The sequence below is a fragment of the Streptomyces spinosus genome (assembly GCF_020400655.1).
Lineage (GTDB): Bacteria > Actinomycetota > Actinomycetes > Streptomycetales > Streptomycetaceae > Streptomyces > Streptomyces argyrophylli.
The window spans coordinates 193,729-214,135 of record NZ_JAINRC010000015.1; the positions used below are offsets into that span (position 1 = coordinate 193,729).

The window sequence follows — 20,407 nt, forward strand, 5'->3', positions numbered from 1 at the left end:
GAGCCGCCGCCATGAGCACCACGACCCTGGACAAGACCGACACCGCCCCGGCCCCCGCACCCGCGCCCCGGCGCGGCGTGCGCCGGCGCGGCGAGCGCGGCCCGGCCGGCGCCGCCCTGCTGCACGGCGGGCTCGTCGTGGCGAGCCTGATCGCCCTGGCCCCGGTGGCCTGGCTGTTCTACCTGTCCCTCGGCCCGGACAAGGAGGACTACCTGCACCCGGCCGGCATCGCGGGCAAGTTCAGCTTCTCCAACTACGGCTTCGTGCTGGAGCACACCGGGTTCCTCGACTGGTTCAAGTCGACGATGATCGTGGCCCTCGGTACGACCCTCATCGGTGTCTTTGTCGCCGCCACCACCGGCTACGCGGTCTCCCGCATGCGCTTTCCCGGCTACAAGCAGCTGATGTGGGTCCTGCTGCTCACGCAGGCCTTCCCGATCGCCATCCTGATCGTGCCGATGTACGAGATCTTCAGCGAGCTCGGTCTCATCGACACCTACTGGGCGCTGATCATCATCAACTGCTCCACCGCCGTGCCGTACAGCGCCTGGCTGCTCAAGGGGTACTTCGACACCATCCCCTTCGAGATCGACGAGGCCGGCCGCGTGGACGGGCTCAGCCCCTTCGGCACCTTCTTCCGGCTCATCCTGCCGCTCGCCCGCCCGGGCCTGGCCGTGGCCGCGTTCTACAACTTCATCACCGCCGTCGGCGAGGTCGCCTTCGCGACCACCTTCCTGCTGGACGACTCCAAGTACACCTTCGCCGTCGGTCTGCAGACCTTCGTCAGCGAGCACGACGCCCAGTGGAACTACATGGCCGCCACCGCGGTGCTGATCGCGATACCCGTGACCGTGTTCTTCTACCTCGTGCAGAAGAACCTCGTCACCGGTCTCACCGCCGGCGGCACCAAGGGCTGACGCCCGCACCGACCAGGCGGGCCGCGGTACCTGCCCAGACCCCGCTGTCACCGCGGCCCGCCTCGCCGCCGCACCCACCGACTGCCCACCATGCCCCAGTTACGTATCAAGGACGCCATGAGCCAGCAGCACTCCGCCGCACCGGCCCGCCACCTCGCCGTCACCGTCGCCGACCGCCGCGACTGGTGGCGGGACGCGGTCATCTACCAGGTCTACCCGCGCAGCTTCGCCGACAGCAACGGCGACGGCATGGGCGACCTGGAGGGCGTACGCTCCCGCCTGCCCTATCTGCGTGACCTCGGCGTCGACGCCGTGTGGCTCAGCCCCTTCTACGCCTCCCCGCAGGCCGACGCCGGCTACGACGTCGCCGACTACCGCGCCGTGGACCCGATGTTCGGCTCGCTGCTGGACGCCGACGCGCTCATCCGCGACGCCCACGCGCACGGCCTGCGCATCATCGTGGACCTGGTCCCGAACCACTCCTCCGACCAGCACGAGTGGTTCAAGCGCGCCCTCGCCGAGGGCCCCGGCTCCCCGCTCCGCGAGCGCTACCACTTCCGCCCCGGCAAGGGGAAGAACGGCGAACTCCCGCCCAACGACTGGGAGTCCATCTTCGGCGGCCCGGCCTGGACGCGTGTGGCCGACGGGGAGTGGTACCTGCACCTCTTCGCCCCCGAGCAGCCCGACTTCAACTGGAACCACCCGGCCGTCGGCGACGAGTTCCGCTCCATCCTGCGCTTCTGGCTGGACATGGGCGTGGACGGCTTCCGCATCGACGTCGCCCACGGCCTGGTCAAGGCCGACGGCCTGCCCGACCTCGGCGCCCACGACCAGCTCAAGCTGCTGGGCAACGATGTCATGCCGTTCTTCGACCAGGACGGCGTGCACGACATCTACCGCCAGTGGCGGAAGATCCTCGACGAGTACGCCGGGGAGAAGATCTTCGTCGCCGAGGCGTGGACCCCGACCATCGAGCGCACCGCCCACTACGTCCGCCCCGACGAGCTGCACCAGGCGTTCAACTTCCAGTACCTGAGCGCCGAGTGGGACGCGGAGGAACTGCGGGCGGTCATCGACCGCACCCTGGAGGCCATGCGCCCGGTCGGCGCCCCCGCCACCTGGGTGCTGTCCAACCACGACGTCACCCGGCACGCCACCCGCTTCGCCAACCCGCCCGGCCTCGGCACCCAGATCCGCACCGCCGGGGACCGGGAGCTGGGCCTGCGCCGCGCCCGCGCGGCCACCCTCCTGATGCTCGCCCTGCCCGGCTCGGCGTACATCTACCAGGGCGAGGAACTGGGCCTCCCGGACGTCGTGGACCTGCCCGACGAGGTGCGCCAGGACCCGGCGTACTTCCGGGGCGCCGGCCAGGACGGCTTCCGCGACGGCTGCCGGGTCCCGATCCCGTGGACCCGCGAGGGCTCCTCCTACGGCTTCGGCAGCGGGGGCAGCTGGCTCCCGCAGCCCGCCGACTGGGCCGGGCTGAGCGTCGCGGCGCAGACCGGCGTCCCCGGCTCCACGCTGGAGCTGTACCGGGCCGCGCTGCGTGCGCGCCGCGCCCACCCGGACCTCGGCGCGGGGGAGGCGGTGGAGTGGCTGCGCGCGCCCGAGGGCGTCCTGGCCTTCCGGCGCGGCGACTTCGTGTGCGTCGCGAACACCACGGGCGAGTCGGTGACGACCCCGTCGTACGGCCGTGTCCTGCTCACCAGTGGTGAGGTGACCGAGGCGGACGGCGAGACCAAGGTGCCCGCCGACACCACCGTCTGGTGGACGACGACGGACTGACAGCCGGACGCGGGGCCGGTTCTGAGGCTCCGTCTGAAAGTTCTTGCATCAAGTTCACAACGGCCCGCTGCGCTTCGGCCAGCGGGCCTTTAACATCTGCGTCACCGCAAGCTTGCTGAAATATTTCAGCAAGCGCCGTCAGCGGTCCAGTTGCCTTCAACGTCGAAGGAACCCCACATGGCACGCAGGACCCTCCCCACGGCGGTCGCCCTCACGGCCGCCGCTCTGGCTGGCATGACCCCGACGGCCGCCGAGGCCTCCCCGCCCGGCACCAAGGACGTCACCGCCGTCCTCTTCGAGTGGAACTACGCCTCGGTGGCCAGGGAGTGCACCACCACCCTCGGCCCCGCCGGCTACGGATACGTCCAGGTCTCCCCGCCCGCCGAGCACATACAGGGGGCGCAGTGGTGGACGTCGTACCAGCCCGTGTCGTACAAGATCGCGGGCCGCCTCGGCGACCGCACGGCCTTCCGGAACATGGTGAACACCTGTCACGCGGCCGGGGTGAAGGTCGTCGTCGACACCGTGATCAACCACATGTCGGCGGGCAGCGGCACCGGCACCGGCGGCTCGTCGTACACGAAGTACGACTACCCGGGCCTGTACTCGGTCTACGACTTCGACGACTGCACCTCCCCGGTGTCGAACTACTCCGACCGCTGGAACGTGCAGCACTGCGAACTCGTCGGCCTCGCCGACCTGGACACCGGCGAGGAGTACGTCCGCAAGACGATCGCCGGGTACCTGAACGACCTGCTCGGCCTCGGCGTCGACGGCTTCCGCATCGACGCGGCCAAGCACATCCCGGCCGGTGACCTCGCCAACATCAAGAGCCGCCTGACCAACCCGTCCGCCTACTGGAAGCAGGAGGTCATCTACGGCGCGGGCGAGGCCGTCCAGCCCTCCGAGTACACCGGCAACGGAGACGTCCAGGAATTCCGCTACGCCTACGACCTCAAGCGCGTCTTCACCAGCGAGAAACTCGCCTACCTCACCAACTACGGGGAGGGCTGGGGCTACCTGAACAGCTCGGTCGCCGGTGTCTTCGTCGACAACCACGACACCGAGCGCAACGGCAGCACGCTGAACTACAAGAGCGGCGCCGACTACACCCTGGCCAACGTGTTCATGCTCGCCTGGCCCTACGGCGCCCCCGACGTCAACTCCGGCTACGAGTGGTCGGACGCCGACGCCGGCCCGCCGAGCGGCGGCCAGGTGAACGCCTGCTGGCAGGACGGCTGGAAGTGCCAGCACGCCTGGCCCGAGATCAAGTCCATGGTCGCCTTCCGCAACGCGACCCGCGGCCAGGCGGTCACCAACTGGTGGGACAACGGCAACAACGCGATCGCGTTCGGCCGGGGGAGCAAGGGCTACGTGGCGATCAACCACGAGTCCTCGTCCCTGACCCGCACCTACCAGACGTCCCTCCCGGCCGGGACCTACTGCAACGTCCAGAACAACACCCCGGTGACCGTGAACTCCAGCGGGCAGTTCACCGCCACCCTCGGCTCGAACACGGCCCTCGCGCTCTACGCCGGCAAGTCGAGCTGCTGAAAACCCGCCTGACGGTGCGTGAAACCTCTTGCCGGAGGTTTCACGCACCTTGCTGCAAACACCCAGCCACCCTCGCAAGGAGTCATCCCCTGTGATACCGAGATGGCCGGCGCCGCGCAGGCGCCGATCCCCGCACCGCGGACGAGCCGCGGCCGTCACCGCCGCCGCCCTCGCCGCCGCACTGCTCCAGCCGTCGGCCGCCCACGCGGCCACCCCGCCCGCGCCCCCCTCGGACGCGAAGCTCGCCGCCGTGCCCGCCCGGCACGACGACACCCGCGAGCAGTTCTACTTCGTCCTGCCGGACCGCTTCGCCAACGGCGACCCGTCCAACGACAGGGGCGGACTGACCGGCTCCCGCCTGTCCACCGGGTACGACCCCACCGACAAGGGCTTCTACCAGGGCGGCGACCTCAAGGGCCTGACCAGGCGGCTGGACTACATCAAGAATCTCGGCACCACGGCCATCTGGCTGGCGCCCATCTTCAAGAACCGCCCGGTGCAGGGGACGGGCAGCAACGCCTCGGCCGGCTACCACGGGTACTGGATCACCGACTTCACCCAGGTCGACCCGCACTTCGGCACCAACGACGACCTCAAGTCCCTCATCTCCAAGGCCCACGCCAAGGGCATGAAGGTCTTCTTCGACGTCATCACCAACCACACCGCCGACGTCGTCGACTACGACGAGAAGTCCTACGGCTACCTCTCCAAGGGCGCCTTCCCCTACCTGACGAAGGACGGCAAGCCCTTCGACGACGCCGACTACGCCGACGGCGGGCGCCCGTTCCCCGCCGTCGACGCCGGCTCCTTCCCGTACACCCCGAGGGCCACGAGCGGGGGCAAGGTCCCGGCCTGGCTCAACGACCCGGCGATGTACCACAACCGGGGCGACTCGACGTACGCCGGCGAGTCCACCACCTACGGTGACTTCTCCGGCCTGGACGACCTGTGGACCGAGCGTCCCGAGGTCGTCCAGGGCATGGAGAGGATCTACGAGCGGTGGGTGCGGGACTTCGCCGTCGACGGCTTCCGGATCGACACCGTCAAGCACGTGAACATGGAGTTCTGGACCCAGTGGGCCACCGCGCTGGACCGGTACGCGGCCGGGCGCGGACGGAAGAACTTCTTCATGTTCGGCGAGGTCTACTCCGCCGACACCGCCGTCACCTCCCCGTACGTCACCCAGGGCCGCCTGGACGCCACCCTCGACTTCCCCTTCCAGGACGCGGCCCGCGCCTACGCCTCCCAAGGCGGCAGCGCGCGCAGGCTGGCGGGCGTCTTCGGTGACGACTACCGGTACACGACCGACAAGGCCAACGCGTACGAGCAGGTCACCTTCCTCGGCAACCACGACATGGGCCGCATCGGGTACTTCCTGAAGCAGGACAACCCGAAAGCGACCGACGCCGAGCTGCTGAGGAAGGACAGGCTCGCCAACGAGCTGATGTTCCTCAGCCGGGGCAACCCGGTCGTCTACTACGGCGACGAGCAGGGCTTCACCGGCTCCGGCGGCGACAAGGACGCCCGCCAGACCATGTTCGCCTCCAAGGTCGCCGACTACCTGGACGACGACGAGATCGGCACCGACCGCACCCACGCGAGCGCCGCCTACGACACGAAGGCCCCGCTGTACCGGCAGATCGCCGCGCTCGCGAAGCTCCGCAAGGCCAACCCGGCCCTGACCGACGGTGTGCAGACCGAGCGGTACGCGGCCGACGGCGCCGGCGTCTACGCCTTCACCCGTACGGACGCAGGGAGCGGCCAGGAGTACGTCGTCGCCCTCAACAACGCCGACGAGGCGAGGACGGCGACGTTCGCGACCGGATCCGCGGACATGTCGTACCGGGGGATCTACGGCACCACCGGCTCCGTCCGGACGGACGGCGACGGGAAGGTCACCGTCACCGTCCCGGCCGGCGCCACCGTCGTCTACAAGGCCACCGGCCCCCTCGCCGAGCCGGCCGCCAAGCCGGTGGTCACCCTGACCGCCCCCGCCGCCGGCGCCACCGGAACGGCCGTGCTGAAGGCCGACGTCGACGGCGGACAGCTCAACCGGGTCGTCTTCGCCGCCCAGGTCGGCGACGGCGCGTGGAAGACGCTCGGCTCCGCCGACCACGCCCCCTACCAGGTCACCCAGACCCTCGGCAGCCACGTGCCCGCCGGCACCGCCCTGCGCTACAAGGCCGTCGTCATCGACTCCGCCGGGCACACCGCGAGCGCCACGGCGAGCAGCACCACCGGCACCCCGCCCGCGCCCGAGGTCCCCACGGCCTCCTCCCGGGACTACGCGATCGTCCACTACAAGCGAACGGACGGCGACTACGCCGACTGGGGCCTGTACGCCTGGGGCGACCTCGCCGACGGCGAGGCCACGAACTGGCCCGCCAGCCACCCCTTCACGGGCCGGGACGCCTACGGCGCCTTCGCCTACGTCAAGCTCAAGCCCGGCGCCTCGAACGTCGGCTTCCTGGTCATCGACAAGGACGGCGACAAGGACGTCTCCGCCGACCGGTCCATCGACGTCACCAGGACGGGTGAGGTGTGGATCGAGCAGGGCAAGGCCGACGTCCTGACCACGAGGCCCGACTACCCGGCGCAGGACCGGACCAAGGCGGTCATCCACTACCACCGCGCCGACGGGAACTACGACGGCTGGGGCCTGCACGTCTGGACCGGTGCCGCGAACCCCACCGACTGGTCGAACCCGGTGAAGCCGGTGAAGACTGATGCCTATGGCGCGGTCTTCGAGGTGCCGCTCAGCGCGGGTGCCACCAGTCTCAGCTACATCATCCACAACGGCGACGACAAGGACCTGCCCACCGACCAGTCCCTCGACCTCACGTCGAACGGCCACGAGGTGTGGCTGTTGAACGGCCAGGAGAAGTATCTGCTGCCGCAGCCCGCGGGCAGCGCGGCCGCACTCGACCTGACCACCTCCAAGGCGATCTGGATCGACCGTGACACCGTCGCCTGGAACGGCGTCGACGCAGCCGCCTCCACCCAGCTCCTCTCCTCCCACGACGGCTCGATCACCGTCAAGGACGGCGTGCTGACCAGCGACGACGAGCGCTGGCTGCGGCTGACCAAGACCACCCTGACCGACGCCCAGAAGGCGAAGTTCCCGCACCTGAAGGACTACACCGCCTGGTCCGTCGACCCCCGCGACCGGGACCGGGTGCGCGGCGCGCTCACCGGGCAGCTCGTCGCCACCCAGCGGGCCGCCAACGGTGCCGTCCTGGCCGCCACCGGCGTACAGACCGCCGGCGTGCTGGACGACCTGTACCCCGGCGCGACGAAGGCCGCCCTCGGGCCGGCCTTCCACGACGGCAGGCCGACCCTCGCCGTCTGGGCGCCGACCGCGCAGAGCGTCCACCTCGACCTCGACGGCACGTCCGTGAAGATGCACCGCGACGACACCACCGGCGTCTGGTCCGTCACCGGCCCCGCCTCCTGGAAGGGCAAGCCCTACCGCTACGTCGTGAAGGTCTGGGCGCCCAGCGTCCGCAAGGTGGTCACCAACAAGGTCACCGACCCCTACTCGGTCGCCCTGACCACGAACTCGGCGCGCAGCCTCGTCGTCGACCTGAACGACAAGGCGCTCTCCCCGAGCGGCTGGGCGGCCCTGAGCAAGCCCAAGGCCGTACCGCTGAAGGACGCGCAGATCCAGGAGCTGCACATCCGGGACTTCTCGGTCGCCGACAAGACCGTCCCGGCCAAGGACCGGGGCACCTACCTGGCCTTCACCGACAAGAACAGCGACGGCTCGAAGCACCTGCGGGCGCTGGCCAAGGCCGGCACCTCCTACGTGCACCTCCTGCCCGCCTTCGACATCGCCACCATCCCCGAGAAGAAGGCCGACCAGGCCACCACCGACTGCGACCTGGCCTCCTACCCGGCCGACTCCGGCAAGCAGCAGGAGTGCGTGGCGAAGACCGCCGCCGCCGACGCCTACAACTGGGGCTACGACCCGTACCACTACACGGTGCCCGAGGGCTCCTACGCCACCGACCCGGACGGCACGGCCCGTACCGTCCAGTTCCGCCGGATGGTGCGGGCGCTCAACCAGGACGGGCTCCGGGTCGTCATGGACGTCGTCTACAACCACACGGCGGCGAGCGGCCAGGCGGACACCAGCGTCCTGGACCGGATCGTGCCCGGCTACTACCAGCGGCTCCTCGCCGACGGCTCGGTGGCCACCAGCACCTGCTGCGCCAACACCGCGCCCGAGAACGCGATGATGGGCAAGCTGGTGGTGGACTCCATCGTCACCTGGGCGAAGCAGTACAAGGTCGACGGGTTCCGCTTCGACCTCATGGGCCACCACCCGAAGGCCAACATCCTGGCCGTCCGCAAGGCCCTGGACGCGCTGACCCTGAAGAAGGACGGCGTCGACGGCAAGAAGATCATCCTGTACGGGGAGGGCTGGAACTTCGGCGAGGTCGCGAACGACGCCCGGTTCGTCCAGGCCACGCAGGCCAACATGGCCGGCACCGGCATCGCCACCTTCTCCGACCGCGCCCGTGACGCGGTGCGCGGCGGCGGCCCCTTCGACGAGGACCCCGGTGTCCAGGGCTTCGCGTCCGGGCTCTATACCGACCCCAACTCCTCCACGGCCAACGGCACCGAGGAGGAGCAGAAGGCGCGCCTGCTGCACTACCAGGACCTGATCAAGGTCGGCCTCACCGGCAACCTGGCCGGCTACCGCTTCACCGACACCGACGGCAAGGAGGTGACCGGCGCCGGGGTCGACTACAACGGCGCGCCCGCCGGATACGCGCACGCCCCCGGTGACGCCCTCGCCTACGTGGACGCCCACGACAACGAGTCGCTCTTCGACGCGCTGACCTACAAGCTGCCGAAGGACACCTCCGCGTCCGACCGGGCCCGGATGCAGGTCCTCGCGATGGCCACGGCCGCCCTCTCCCAGGGCCCCGCGCTCTCCCAGGCGGGCACCGACCTGCTGCGCTCCAAGTCCCTGGACCGCAACTCCTTCGACAGCGGTGACTGGTTCAACGCCATCCACTGGAACTGCGCCGACGGCAACGGCTTCGGGCGCGGGCTGCCCCCGGCGGCCGACAACCAGTCCAAGTGGGAGTACGCCAAGCCGCTGCTGAGCACCGTCAAGGTCGGCTGCGAGCAGATCACCGGCGCCTCGGCCGCCTACCGGGACCTGCTCAGGATCCGCACGACCGAGAAGGCGTTCTCCCTCGGCACGGCCGCGCGGGTGCAGCGGGAGCTGTCGTTCCCGCTCTCGGGGAAGGACGAGACGCCGGGCGTGATCACCATGCGCCTCGGTGACCTGGTGGTGGTGTTCAACGCGACGCCCGGAACGCAGGAGCAGCGGATCGCCTCGCTGGCCGGGGAGCGCTACCGGCTGCATCCGGCGCAGGCGTCGGGGGCGGACCCGGTCGTGAAGAAGGCGGTGTGCGTCCCGGACTCGGGGACGTTCGCCGTCCCCGGCCGTACCGTGGCGGTCTTCACCCGGCGGTGACGCGCGGGTGCCGGTGAGGTGGGGCGGACCCCGCCCGGGGTCCGCCCCACCTCACCGCAGGGAGGCGCCAGGACGGGGCGGCGGCACCCGGGCTAGGGTGACACCGTCGCCCGGGAACAGGAGTGAGCCCCATGCCGCAGATCACCGTCGACTACTCCGCCGTGATGACTCCGGCCTTCGACCGTGTCGGCTTCGCCCGCGCCCTGCACACGGCGACCGTCGAGATCGCGGACGCGAAGCCGGAAGCGTGCAAGACCCAGTACCGGCCCAGCGCGCTCACGGCGTTCGGTTACGAGGACCCCGAGGAGCAGCGGCACGCCGTCGTCCACGTCACGATCGGCCTGCTCGCCGGCCGTACGGAGGAGACCAAGACGCGCCTGACCGAGGCCGTCCTCGAACTGCTGCGCGAGCACGTGCGCGACGACGGGTTCGTCCTGCACGCCTCCGCGGAGGTGCGCGACCTCGCGGCCTCCTACCGTAAGTTCGAGCGCTAGGGCCCGCCGGTGCTCACAGGCCCGTGGCCAGGTTCGCCCAGACCGCATTGCCCCCGGTGAGCGGCGAAGGGACGACTCCCCAGCTGTCCGCGATCTCCTGCACGAGCAGCAGTCCTCGGCCGCACTCGTCGTCGGGGCCCGGCGCGCGGCGGGGCAGGCGGCGGGCCGAGTCGTCCCGGTCGTGCACCTCCAGGCGCAGGCCGGCGTCCGACAGCAGACGGATACCGCACAGGATGCGCAGGCTGAAGGTGTGCAGTACCGCGTTGGTGGCCAGCTCGGACACCAGGAGCACGGCGTTGGCGCAGGCGTCTTCGGGCACCCGCCAGGAGGACAGCCGTGCGCTGACGAAACGCCGCGCCGTTCTGACGCTCGTGCGGTGACCCGGCAGTTCGAGCCAGTGCGCGCGGTCGGTGTTCGCTCCGCCCAGGTGCCGGAGTGAGGAAGTCGTGTGGGGGGACACGGCGGTCGCCTTCCATGGAGGGGCGCGATAAACGACGCGTTCACCAACTCACCCAACCAGTACGGCTGTTGGCGCGTCTGCGTCTCGTGTGACGGGGGCTTCGCCACACAAGTAATCATGCTCGCGGTCTAGTTCACACTGCAACCGACTCCCTGATAATTTCAGCCGGACGTGATCCGGTCCGATCGGCTCGTCAAGACGCCATATCCTCGGTCCTGGTGACGGACTCTCAGGAGGCAGGGCAGCATGAACGAGACACGCGCGGGCGCCGGCAGCAGTGCACCCACCGTTCTCCGCATGATCCTCGGCCGGCGGTTGCAGGACATGCGCCTCGGCGCGGGCGTCTCCCTGGACGACGCGGCCAGGGCCCTGCGGGTGAAGCCCCTGACCATCCGCCGGCTGGAGAAGGCCGAGGTCGGCCTGAAGATCCTCTACGTCGAGAAGCTGCTCCAGACCTACGGCGCCGACCAGCAGGAGATCGACGAGTTCGTCGCCCTCGCCGAACGGGCCAACGAGCCGGGCTGGTGGCACCCGTACCGCGATGTGGTACCCGCCTGGTTCACGGCCTACGTGAGCCTGGAGACCGGTGCGAAGGTGCTGCGCACCTACGAGCCGCACTATGTCACCGGGCTGCTGCAAACACCCGCCTACGCCCGGGCGACCCTGGGCGGCGGTTTCCCGAACGACACCACAGAGGACCTCGATCGGCGCGTCGACCTGCGGCTGCGCCGCCAGAGCCTGCTGGAGAAGCCCGACGCGCCCACCCTCTGGGTGGTGATGGAAGAGACCGTGCTGCACCGGGTCGTGGGCGGGCCCGAGGTGATGCGGGAGCAGATCGACCGGCTACTCGAAGTCTCGGAACTGGAGCACGTCAGCCTCGACATCGTGCCCTTCTCGGCGTGCGCGCACGTCGGGGCGTGCGCCCCCTTCACCTACTTCCGGTTCGAGGAGCCGGAACTGCCCGACATCGTCTACAGCGAGCTCCTCTCCGCCGCCGTGTACCTCGACCAGCGCTCCGATGTCGTGGCGCACCTGGAGGCACACAACCGCATGTCGCTGCTGACCTCGTCCGCGGACAGCAGGGCGCTCTTGGACCGCATGCGCAAGGAGTACTCATGACCATCGCCCGGAGCGGTGTGTACAACGGGATGCCCGCCTCGGCCCTGGGGGACCACGGCTGGGAATGCCCGTGGAGCGGCCCCAACGGGGGCCAGTGCGTGGAGACGAAGCGACTCGCCGACGGACGCGTGGCCGTGCGGCAGTCGACGGATCCCGACGGTCCCGCGCTGATCTACACGCCGGAAGAGATCACGGCGTTCGTCACGGGGGTCAAGAGAGGCCTGGCCGACCACCTGACGGCCCACTGACCCGGACAGCCGACGCACCCCCCACCGAAAGGGACAGGATGACCAGCTCGCAGCCCACACGGAGTATCGACACCAGCAGGCCGCACTCCGCCCGCATGTACGACTACTACCTCGGCGGCAAGGACCACTTCGAGGTCGACAAGCAGGCCGCCGAACGCGTGGCCGAGGCGTATCCCGCCATCTTCGTGTGCGCCCGTGAGAACCGGGCCTTCATGCACCGGGCCACCCGCGTCCTCGCCCGGGAACACGGCATCCGCCAGTGGCTGGACATCGGCACCGGCATCCCCACCGAGCCCAACCTGCACCAGGTGGCCCAGTCCGTGGTCCCCGACGCCCGGGTGGTCTACGCCGACAACGACCCGCTCGTCCTCAAGTACGCCGAGCGCCTCATGCGCAGTACCCGCGAGGGCCGTACGACGTACATAGAGGCGGACGTCAACAACGTCGACACGCTGCTGGACTCCGCCGAGCTCACCGCGGTACTGGACCTGAGCCGGCCCGTGGCGCTGTCCCTGAACGCCCTCATGCACTTCGTCACCGACGCCCAGGACCCGTACGGCATCGTCCGTCGCCTGCTCGCCATCCTGCCCTCCGGCAGCGCCCTGGCACTCAGCCACTGCACGCCCGACTTCGACCCGGACACCTGGCAGAAGGTCACCGACATCTACACCTCCGCCGGCACCCCGGTGCGGTTCCGCTCCCGTGCCGAGGTCACCCGCTTCTTCGACGGGCTCGACCTCCTCGACCCGGGCGTCACCGTGGGCCACCACTGGCGCCCCGACCCTGCCCGGCCCGGTTCCGACACCCCGACGGACGCCGAGGTCAGCCTGTGGACGGGGGTGGGCATCAAGCCCTAGGAGGCGAGCGCTATCAGCCGGCCGACCAGTTCGCCGAACGGACTCTCGGCCGGCTCCTCCCGGAGGGCGCCGCGCAGGACCGCCGCCATGCTCTCGTCGTAGGCGGCGCTGACGGCGGCCAGCGCGGCGAAGTCCTGCACGAGCTGCTTCTCCAGCTCGGCGCGCGGGATGCGCCGGCCGTCCAGCCAGATCAGCGCCGTCGACTCGGCGAGCGAGATCCAGGAGCGGACGACCAGTTCCAGGCGCGGGGAGGCTTCACTCACGCCCAGGTGCGACAGGATCTGGTCGAACGCGGCCTGCCGGACGGAGTCGACGAGCGCGTTGGTCGTGGTGGAGCCGACGGCCGGGCCGCCGCGCATCAGGGCCGAGAAACCGGGACCGTGCTCGTCGACGAAGTCGAAGAAGCGGCCCATCACGCGATGCAGACGGGCGCCCAGCGGGCCCTCGCGCGGCTCGGCGAAACGGCTCGCGAGGTCCTCCGACGCACGCTTCAACGCGGCCTCGTACAGGCTGAGTTTGCCCGGGAAGTAGTGGTAGACGAGCGGCCGCGAGATGCCCGCCGCCGAGGCTATCTCGTCGATGGAGACCTCGTCGGGTGAGCGTCGGCTGAACAGGTCGAGGGCGACGCCGATCAGCTGCTGCCGACGTTCCTCGACACCCATCCTGCGGCGAACCCCGGTACTCATGCGAACACTTTACCGATCGATTCCGGCCGCCCGTGATCGCTCGCGGGGAACCAGGTGATCACCCCGCGTCGGGGAGATGCGGACCGGAGCCGATCGCTCCTGGCGGCTAGTGCAGCCCGCTGATCTCCCGACCGTCCGTCAGGGTGCCCTTCAGGTCCGCCCGCGCGCCCTGCTCGGCCTTGACGGCGAGCAGCGGCCCCTGCCCGGACGCGGTCACCCCGCCCGTCGCGGAGACCGACGACGTCCCCTCGCTGCCCGCGGCCAGCAGGTACCAGCTCCCCGCCGCCGACTTCCACAGCACCCCGGCCAGCACATGGGGATCACGCGGTCCGCAGGCCGGCACGTCCGTGCCCTTGGCGACGACCGCCCCGGCCGCCCCGCCCGGCGTGCGGAACTGGGCCAGCACGGCCGTGCCGTCACCGCGCCAGGTCTCCGCCCGGGTGCACACCCACGCACCGGTCCCGGTGCCTTCGGGCAGCGGCTGCTCGGCGTACGCCCAGGCGTTGACGCTGCGGATGCCCGACGAGCGCTCGGCCGCCATGGAGCAGGCGAACGGCGCCCAGGTGCGCAGGCCGCGCCCGTCGGACGCCTCCCCGGCCGCTCCGGGCCGGCCGGCCGTGAGGTGGGCCGGGACCAGCTCGCCGAGGTCGGTGGTGAGCCGGGTGCCGGAGGCGTCGGTCAGCTGGAGCACGGTCCACGAGGCGCAGCCGCCGGTCCGTACGGCGGGACTGGCCAGCGGCGCGGTGACGCCGTCGGCGAGGGCGAGCGGCGTCGCGGGCGCGTCCGGCTTCGTCAGGTCCCGTTGCGCCGCCTTCGTCACCCACGGGGCGGTCAGATAGCGGACGTTGCCGTCGGAGCGGCCCAGCACCAGCGCGCTCGCCCCGGCGTCCGTGGCCCCGTCGACCCGGGCGAAGTCCAGGGCCGCGCCCCGCGTGCCGTTCTTCGGCTCGGCGTAGCGGGCGATGCGCAGGCCGTCGTAGAGGATCACCACCCGGGCGGTGTCGACCTCGCCCGCGTACAGCAGCTGGGGCGGGCCGGCCGGGCCGCCGGTCTGGGTGCCCGGGGTCGCCGAGACGCGGACCGTGTCCCCGGGGCGGGCCCAGACGGCGAGGGCGCGGCGCAGCAGGGCCCGGTCGCCGGTGAGCGGGCCGCGCGCGGGCCACACGGAGAAGTCGGTACGGGCCGAGGTCCGCCAGGCGGTGGGGGAGACCCGGACCACCTTGCCGGGGTCGAGGGCGGCCTCGGCGGCCGGGTTCCCGGCGTAGGAGGGGGCGGCGGGGCCGTCGGGGCCCCAGCCGCCGCCCGGCAGGGCGACCAGCGCGCCGCACACCGCGAGGGCCGCCGCCGCGGCGAGGGCGGCCTTGGTGTGCCGGCGGCGGCGCGTCAGGTCGCCGGGCCGGGCCTGGAGCGAGCAGGGGTCGAACTCGGGGGAGGCGAGCAGCCCCGGCTGCATGGGCACGCTGTTCGCCGAGGCCAGCGCGCCACCCGGGTCGCGGACCCCGGCGGCGTCGAGCAGGTCGCGGATGTCCGGGTCGGGCAGCCTCTCCAGGCCGCGCAGGACGTAGGCGGCGCGCGCCGGACCGGACAGGGCGGACAGCCGCTGGTCCAGGGCGAGTTCGTCGGCGCCGCCGGAGCGCGGGAACAGCTTCAGACCCCACACCTGGGGCAGCGGCGGCGGCAGCTGGGTGAGCCGGGGCAGGCCCCTGCGGGGGCGGGCCGCCGCCAGGGCCGTGCACAGGACCCGCTCGCGCAGGTAGGCGTAGCCGGGGTCGGCCTCCCGGCCGGGGGCCTGGGCCGGGATCACGGACGGCTGCTTGCGGCCCCGGGGCAGGGCGCGCTGGACGAGGGCGTGTGCGGTCAGGACCCGGCGGCTGCGCCCGAGGCCCGGCGGCAGCACCAGGTAGGCGAACCGGACCAGCCGGGGGTAGTGCTCGACGAGCGCGGCCTCGGCCTGCTCGGAGCCGGCCGGGCCGGCGGGCCCCCCGGGGGAGGGCGCGTGACGCTGGGACACATCCTGTGACTGCACGTCCGGGAGAACGAGCGGGCCGGCGGTTGGTCACCGCCGGACGAGTGATTCACACCCCGGGTTCGACCAGGGCGCGCGCGTAGTTGGCCATGGAGCGCTGGTAGCGCGGCAGGTGGGGGGCGAGCGCTCCGAGCACCAGGGACAGGCCCTCGCGGTCGCGGCCCAGGCTGGACAGGCACAGGGCGAGCGCGGCCCGTACCGCGTCGTCCAGCTCGTCGGACGGGGCGTCGAGTTCGGGCGTCAGCAGCTTGACGCCCTCCTCCGCCTGTCCGGTGTTGCGCAGCGAACTCGCCAGCTGGATCCTGGCCCGGCGGCCCTTGTACCCGTCCAGTCCGCGGGCCAGCGCCTCGCGGTACAGCGGCACCGCCTTGTCGGAGTGCCCGGTGGAGTCCCAGGCGCAGGCCCGCTCGAAGGGCCCGAGCGGGCTGTCGTCCGGCAGTTCGGCGACGAGGGTGTCGATCAGGGAGCGGAACTCGTGCGCGCGTTCCTCTGGATACTCGTCGAAGGCGGCCCAGGCGGCGGTCACGCGGTCTTCCCAGTTCTGGTTCACCGCGTCACCTTCGCACACCCGTGCGCGCCCGGTCACCGGATTTGAGCGCAGCGCGCGCGGGAGCCGTATCCGAGGGCGCTGGGGCACGCTCGGCACACCGGACCGGAGGAAACAGATGAGGTTGACAGGACTGCTGCTCGGCGCCGCGGCCGTACTGGCGCTGGCGGGCTGCGGCTCGGGCGGCAGGACGGAGTCCGTGCCGCCCACCGCGACCGGCAGCCTGGAACACCTGGCCGCCGAGGTGAAGTGCGAGCCGAACATGCAGACCGACGCGGACGAGATCCGCCAGGCCATCTGCGGCACCGGGAAGGGCAGGTTCATCCTCGCCACCTTCGCCACCGACCGCGGCCAGCGCGAGTGGATCAACGACGCCAAGGACTACGGCGGCCACTACCTGGTCGGCCGCAAGTGGGTCGCCGTCGGCGACGACGGGGTGGTCAAGGCGCTGCGCGGCACGCTCGGCGGCGACCTGGAGGACGGCGCCGACCACCACGGGCACAGCGGCTGACGAGCGCGTCCGGGCACGGCGAAGGCCGGTGACGGGAGGGGGGTTCGTCACCGGCCTTCTGTCTTGCGCCCGTTACGGGATCACGAGCATTTCTGACCGCGGTTGACGCAGTTGGCGATCTTGTTGGCCAGACCGTTCTTCGTGACGCTGATGAAGTCGTCGTGGTCCGTGGCCGCCTTGTGCAGCTGCTCCGGGAACCCGTCCACCGCGTAGGCGTTCTTCACCTGGCCGTTCTGCACGGTCGGGGGCGTGATGTCGTACACCAGGCGCATCGTCAGCTGCGGGATCGCCTTGAAGCCGTTCTGGCAGTTGCCGTTCGGGTCGGCGAACGCGACGTGCGTGCGGTGGTTGGCGCTGTCGACGTTCTGGCCGTCCCAGCAGCTCTGGAAGGCGAACGTCCGCACCACCTTGCTGCCCTGCGGGCAGATCGGGTACTGCGTGGTGAGCTGGACCTTGTTCTCGAAGCCGGTGCAGCTCCAGTGCGCGTTGGCGTTGGCCAGACCGTTGGTGGTGGTCTTGGCGTCACCGGTGATGATGCGCAGGAACTGCGGCATCGCGACGACCTTGCCGCGCGGGCTGCCCACGTACTTGATCTGCGCCTGCACGGGGGTCAGGATGCGGCCGACGTTGCCTTCCTTGCCACCGCCGTCGGCGTTCTGGTCGAAGTCCTGGGTGCCGTCCTGGACGCGGACCACCGGCCAGTAGTACGACGACAGGTCGTTCTGGTTCTGGCAGCTGGTGGCGGCCTGGAGGAACGTCTGGTTGCTGGAGAAGGCGTTGACCTTCTGGTTGCCGACGTAGTCGTGCAGGTGGTGCGCGCCGTTGGCCACACCGGGCGCCACGATCACGTTGTCGGTGTTGTGGTTCTTGTTGGCGTTCACACCGCAGCGCGTGGTGAAGGAGCCGGTCGAGGCGTTGCGGCCGGCGCGCGGCTTGGCCTTGACGTTCGCCTGGACCTTGGTGATGTCCACGAAGTCGGCCGCGACCGGGCCGTTGCCGGCCTGCCCGCCGATGTTGCCCTGCTGCCCGTTCTGACCCTGCTGGCCGCCCTGCTGCTGGCCGCCGTTCTGCTGGCCGCCCTGCTGCTGCCCGCCGTTCTGCTGGCCGCCTTGCTGCTGCCCGCCGTTCTGCTGGCCGCCGGCGGTGGTCTGGTTGGCGTTCTGCGCCGTGCAGTTGACCAGGGTGTCGAGGCTGCCGGGAGCGGTGCCGCCGACACGGGTGATCTCCAGCCTGATCCGGTCGAGGATCACCTTCCGCCGGTCCTGGAGCGGCTGAAGGATGGAGTTCTGCACGAAGCTCGCGTCCCTGGCCTGCGCGTCCCGCGTGGTCGCCAAGCGCTGGTAGGCGTCGGTGATCTGGCGGTCCAGGTTGGCCAGCTCCCCGGCGACCTCGGTACGGGCCTGCGCCGGCACGTTGGTGAGCTTCTGGCCCACGTCCGGGCAGGAGATGGTCGCGACCTGCGCCGTCGCGGCCTTCGTCTGGTTGCCTCCCCACGACTGGTTGTCCGACTCGTGAGCCGAGGCGTAGAAGTTCGCCCAGATCAGCCCGCCCCCACCGAGCGCTAGGGCCGCCGATGCGGCTATGGCCTTGGTGGCCAGCGGCGTACGGCGTTTTCGTGTGTTGCGTCCCATGGAACTCCTCTGACTTCCTTGCGGGGCAGCATCGAGGCGCCCGACAGGAGTGAAGCGGCGCCCTTCCATACGGACGCCGCCCCGGAGGTGTTCACCGGCCTCACAAATTCCTCTTCGTCACAAGGGAGTTGGCAGCTCACCGGTCGCGGTCGAGATGGGCGAGGACCGCCAGGACACGCCGGTTGTCGTCGTCCGACACCTCGAGGCCCAGCTTGGCGAAGATGTTCGAGGTGTGCTTGGCGATCGCCCGTTCCGTGACGACGAGCTGTGCCGCGATGCCCGCGTTGGACCGGCCCTGCGCCATCAGCTCCAGCACCTCCCGCTCGCGCGGGGTGAGCCGGCCGAGCGGCGTGGTGCCGGCCGACCGCCGGGACAGCAGTTGCCGGATCACCTGCGGGTCCATCGCCGTACCGCCCGCCGCCACCCGCCGTACGGCGTCGATGAACTGCTCCGCGTCGAACACCCGGTCCTTCAGGAGATAGCCGATCGCGCCGTTGCCGTCGGCGAGCAGCTCGCGCGCGTAGAGCTGCTCCACGTGCTGGGAGAGGACCAGCACCGGCAGTCCCGGCCGCGCCCGCCGCGCCGCGAGCGCGCACTGCAGGCCCTCGTCGGTGTGCGTCGGCGGCAGGCGTACGTCGACCACGGCCACGTCCGGCTCCAGCTCGTCCAGCGCGCGGGCGAGTTCCGGTCCGGACTCGACGGCCGCGGCGATCTCGAAGCCGTAGGCCTCCAGCATCCGCACCAGGCCGTCGCGCAGCAGGAAGAGGTCTTCGGCTAGGACAACACGCACGGGATCTCCATGGTGACCATGGTGGGACCGCCCGCGGGGCTGCTGACGGCCAGGACGCCGTCGAATGTACCGAGCCGGCGCTCCACCCCGGCGAGCCCCGAGCCCGCCCCGACCGACGCGCCGCCCCGGCCGTTGTCGGTGACGGTGACCCGCAGCCGGCCGTCGGTGTGGTGCACGTCGACCCACACCCGGTCGGCGCCGGAGTGCTTGACCGCGTTGGTGAGCAGCTCGTTCACCGCGAAGTAGGCCGCCGACTCGACCGGCGCGTCCGCGCGGCCGGGCAGCTCCACGGTGACCTCCGTGACCAGCGGCAGCCGGAGCGCCAGCGCCCGTACGGCGTCGCCGAGCCCGCGTTCGGCGAGGACCGGCGGATGGATGCCGCGCACCAGGTCGCGCAGCTCCTCCAGGGCGTCGGCGGAGTTCCGGCGGGCCTGGGCGATCAGCCTCTTCGCCTGTGCCGGGTCCCGCTCGACCAGCATCTCGATGGTGCCGAGGTCCATGCCCATGGCGACCAGCCGGGCCTGTGCCCCGTCGTGCAGGTCCCGTTCGATGCGGCGCAGTTCGGCGGCCGAGGTGTCGACCGCGTCCCGCCGGGTCTCGGTCAGCACCTGGACCCGCTCGGCGAGCGCGGCGTGGGAGGCGCCGATCATGGCCCGGGTGAGGGTGAAGTGCGCGGTGAGCAGGCGCGGCGGGAGGCGCCAGGTGGCGGCGAGGACCACGGCGCCGAGCGCTGCGGCGCCGAGGGCCGTCGCCTGGCCGGTGACCGGCACGAACGCGTACCAGTAGACGGCGCCCGGTTCGCCGGCGTACGCCCTCCACAGCCCGGCGCCCACCAGGAGCCCCTGGACCGGGAAGAACACCAGCACCGCCGGCAGCAGCGCGGTGACGAATCCCGCGGTCATGTCGACCGGCAGCCACAGCGCGTCCCGCCGTACCTGCGGGTCCCCGAGCAGCGCGACGGTGCGCGTCCACGGGTTGGCGCCCGCCGGGAGCGGCCGGTACACCGCGGGGATTGTGACCCCGCACCACTCGGCCGCGAGCCTCCTGCGGGCGTCCGCCAGCGCCCGCACCCCCGTGAGGACCGCCGGGGTGGTGACGAGCCCGATGCCGAGCGGGACGAGCGCCACGGACAGGAGCGTCAGGGCGAGGAACGCCACCCCGCACGGCAGGACCACGACGGCCAGCACCAGCCCCTGCACGGCGGCCAGCAGCGTCTCCTTCGCCTGGGCGCGCAAGCCGGCCCTGTCTTCGTCGGTGTTCATGCCGTCAGTCTTGCCCAAGGCCGCGCCGG

The 20,407-nt window shown here is 71.2% G+C and carries 16 protein-coding genes; 9 read left to right on the forward strand and 7 right to left on the reverse strand.

Annotated elements, in window-relative coordinates:
- The first annotated feature begins 11 nt into the window (after positions 1-11).
- The 5 genes from LG395_RS28170 to LG395_RS28190 all read left to right on the forward strand — a co-directional run bounded on the left by LG395_RS28170 (position 12) and on the right by LG395_RS28190 (position 10,241).
- The gene (locus LG395_RS28170; RefSeq protein ID WP_225811649.1) at positions 12-917 is read left to right on the forward strand and encodes a sugar ABC transporter permease; all 906 of its coding nucleotides are present in this window, start codon (positions 12-14) and stop codon (positions 915-917) included.
- 117 nt (positions 918-1,034) lie between these two features.
- The gene (locus LG395_RS28175) at positions 1,035-2,702 is read left to right on the forward strand and encodes a glycoside hydrolase family 13 protein (RefSeq protein WP_171160064.1); all 1,668 of its coding nucleotides are present in this window, start codon (positions 1,035-1,037) and stop codon (positions 2,700-2,702) included.
- A gap of 177 nt (positions 2,703-2,879) precedes the next feature.
- Entirely contained in the window at positions 2,880-4,256 is a 1,377-nt protein-coding gene (locus tag LG395_RS28180) for an alpha-amylase (RefSeq protein ID WP_225811650.1), read from the forward strand.
- Positions 4,257-4,347: 91 nt separating this feature from the next.
- Entirely contained in the window at positions 4,348-9,747 is a 5,400-nt protein-coding gene (gene pulA / locus LG395_RS28185; protein WP_225811651.1) for a pullulanase-type alpha-1,6-glucosidase, read from the forward strand.
- Between the two features lie 131 nt (positions 9,748-9,878).
- Positions 9,879-10,241 carry a 5-carboxymethyl-2-hydroxymuconate Delta-isomerase gene (locus LG395_RS28190; protein ID WP_225811652.1) on the forward strand — a complete coding sequence of 121 codons (363 nt, stop codon included), beginning with the start codon at positions 9,879-9,881 and terminating at the stop codon, positions 10,239-10,241.
- A gap of 13 nt (positions 10,242-10,254) precedes the next feature.
- On the opposite strand, the gene LG395_RS28195 is transcribed toward LG395_RS28190, so the two are convergent.
- Positions 10,255-10,701, reverse strand: a complete 447-nt coding sequence (locus tag LG395_RS28195; RefSeq protein WP_171156929.1) for an ATP-binding protein — start codon at positions 10,699-10,701, stop codon at positions 10,255-10,257.
- Between the two features lie 246 nt (positions 10,702-10,947).
- Here LG395_RS28195 and LG395_RS28200 point away from each other — a divergent pair, with 246 nt between their 5' ends.
- The 3 genes from LG395_RS28200 to LG395_RS28210 are packed head-to-tail and all read left to right on the forward strand — an operon-like array spanning position 10,948 to position 12,925.
- Positions 10,948-11,820 carry a Sco1979 family transcriptional regulator gene (locus LG395_RS28200; protein ID WP_225811653.1) on the forward strand — a complete coding sequence of 291 codons (873 nt, stop codon included), beginning with the start codon at positions 10,948-10,950 and terminating at the stop codon, positions 11,818-11,820.
- Positions 11,817-12,068, forward strand: a complete 252-nt coding sequence (locus LG395_RS28205) for a DUF397 domain-containing protein (RefSeq protein WP_225811654.1) — start codon at positions 11,817-11,819, stop codon at positions 12,066-12,068. The genes LG395_RS28200 and LG395_RS28205 overlap by 4 nt, the downstream gene beginning before the upstream one ends.
- Before the next feature lie 38 nt (positions 12,069-12,106).
- Positions 12,107-12,925: an SAM-dependent methyltransferase gene (locus LG395_RS28210; RefSeq protein ID WP_225811655.1), complete on the forward strand. Its 819-nt coding sequence runs from the start codon at positions 12,107-12,109 to the stop codon at positions 12,923-12,925.
- On the opposite strand, the gene LG395_RS28215 is transcribed toward LG395_RS28210, so the two are convergent.
- From LG395_RS28215 to LG395_RS28225, 3 genes are all read right to left on the reverse strand, one after another.
- A complete protein-coding gene (locus tag LG395_RS28215; RefSeq protein ID WP_225811656.1) occupies positions 12,922-13,611 on the reverse strand; it encodes a TetR/AcrR family transcriptional regulator in 690 nt (229 codons plus the stop codon). The two genes, LG395_RS28210 and LG395_RS28215, sit on opposite strands and share 4 nt — an antisense overlap.
- 106 nt (positions 13,612-13,717) lie before the next feature.
- Complete coding sequence (locus tag LG395_RS28220) at positions 13,718-15,637, reverse strand: hypothetical protein (protein ID WP_225811657.1); 1,920 nt, start codon at positions 15,635-15,637, stop codon at positions 13,718-13,720.
- A gap of 49 nt (positions 15,638-15,686) precedes the next feature.
- Positions 15,687-16,187 carry a tetratricopeptide repeat protein gene (locus LG395_RS28225; RefSeq protein ID WP_225811658.1) on the reverse strand — a complete coding sequence of 167 codons (501 nt, stop codon included), beginning with the start codon at positions 16,185-16,187 and terminating at the stop codon, positions 15,687-15,689.
- A 115-nt stretch (positions 16,188-16,302) separates the two neighbouring features.
- Here LG395_RS28225 and LG395_RS28230 point away from each other — a divergent pair, with 115 nt between their 5' ends.
- Complete coding sequence (locus LG395_RS28230) at positions 16,303-16,695, forward strand: hypothetical protein (protein WP_225811659.1); 393 nt, start codon at positions 16,303-16,305, stop codon at positions 16,693-16,695.
- Between the two features lie 80 nt (positions 16,696-16,775).
- Here the strand turns inward: LG395_RS28230 and LG395_RS28235 are convergent, their stop codons facing one another.
- From LG395_RS28235 to LG395_RS28245, 3 genes are all read right to left on the reverse strand, one after another.
- Positions 16,776-18,326 carry a DUF1996 domain-containing protein gene (locus LG395_RS28235; protein WP_225811660.1) on the reverse strand — a complete coding sequence of 517 codons (1,551 nt, stop codon included), beginning with the start codon at positions 18,324-18,326 and terminating at the stop codon, positions 16,776-16,778.
- Between the two features lie 136 nt (positions 18,327-18,462).
- Positions 18,463-19,116, reverse strand: coding sequence for a LuxR C-terminal-related transcriptional regulator (locus LG395_RS28240; protein ID WP_171156944.1), 654 nt, complete (start codon positions 19,114-19,116; stop codon positions 18,463-18,465).
- Positions 19,101-20,378, reverse strand: a complete 1,278-nt coding sequence (locus LG395_RS28245; protein ID WP_225811661.1) for a sensor histidine kinase — start codon at positions 20,376-20,378, stop codon at positions 19,101-19,103. Before LG395_RS28245 ends, LG395_RS28240 begins: the two co-directional genes overlap by 16 nt.
- Between the last annotated feature and the right edge of the window lie 29 nt (positions 20,379-20,407).

Bases quoted from the DNA above. Each gene is read 5' to 3' on its own strand.
- LG395_RS28190 (WP_225811652.1), top strand. From the start codon at position 9,879: ATGCCGCAGATCACCGTCGACTACTCCGCCGTGATGACTCCGGCCTTC.
- LG395_RS28245 (WP_225811661.1), bottom strand. From the start codon at position 20,378: ATGAACACCGACGAAGACAGGGCCGGCTTGCGCGCCCAGGCGAAGGAG.
- LG395_RS28205 (WP_225811654.1), top strand. From the start codon at position 11,817: ATGACCATCGCCCGGAGCGGTGTGTACAACGGGATGCCCGCCTCGGCC.
- LG395_RS28235 (WP_225811660.1), bottom strand. From the start codon at position 18,326: ATGGGACGCAACACACGAAAACGCCGTACGCCGCTGGCCACCAAGGCC.
- LG395_RS28210 (WP_225811655.1), top strand. From the start codon at position 12,107: ATGACCAGCTCGCAGCCCACACGGAGTATCGACACCAGCAGGCCGCAC.
- LG395_RS28175 (WP_171160064.1), top strand. From the start codon at position 1,035: ATGAGCCAGCAGCACTCCGCCGCACCGGCCCGCCACCTCGCCGTCACC.
- LG395_RS28180 (WP_225811650.1), top strand. From the start codon at position 2,880: ATGGCACGCAGGACCCTCCCCACGGCGGTCGCCCTCACGGCCGCCGCT.
- LG395_RS28230 (WP_225811659.1), top strand. From the start codon at position 16,303: ATGAGGTTGACAGGACTGCTGCTCGGCGCCGCGGCCGTACTGGCGCTG.
- LG395_RS28200 (WP_225811653.1), top strand. From the start codon at position 10,948: ATGAACGAGACACGCGCGGGCGCCGGCAGCAGTGCACCCACCGTTCTC.
- LG395_RS28215 (WP_225811656.1), bottom strand. From the start codon at position 13,611: ATGAGTACCGGGGTTCGCCGCAGGATGGGTGTCGAGGAACGTCGGCAG.
- LG395_RS28170 (WP_225811649.1), top strand. From the start codon at position 12: ATGAGCACCACGACCCTGGACAAGACCGACACCGCCCCGGCCCCCGCA.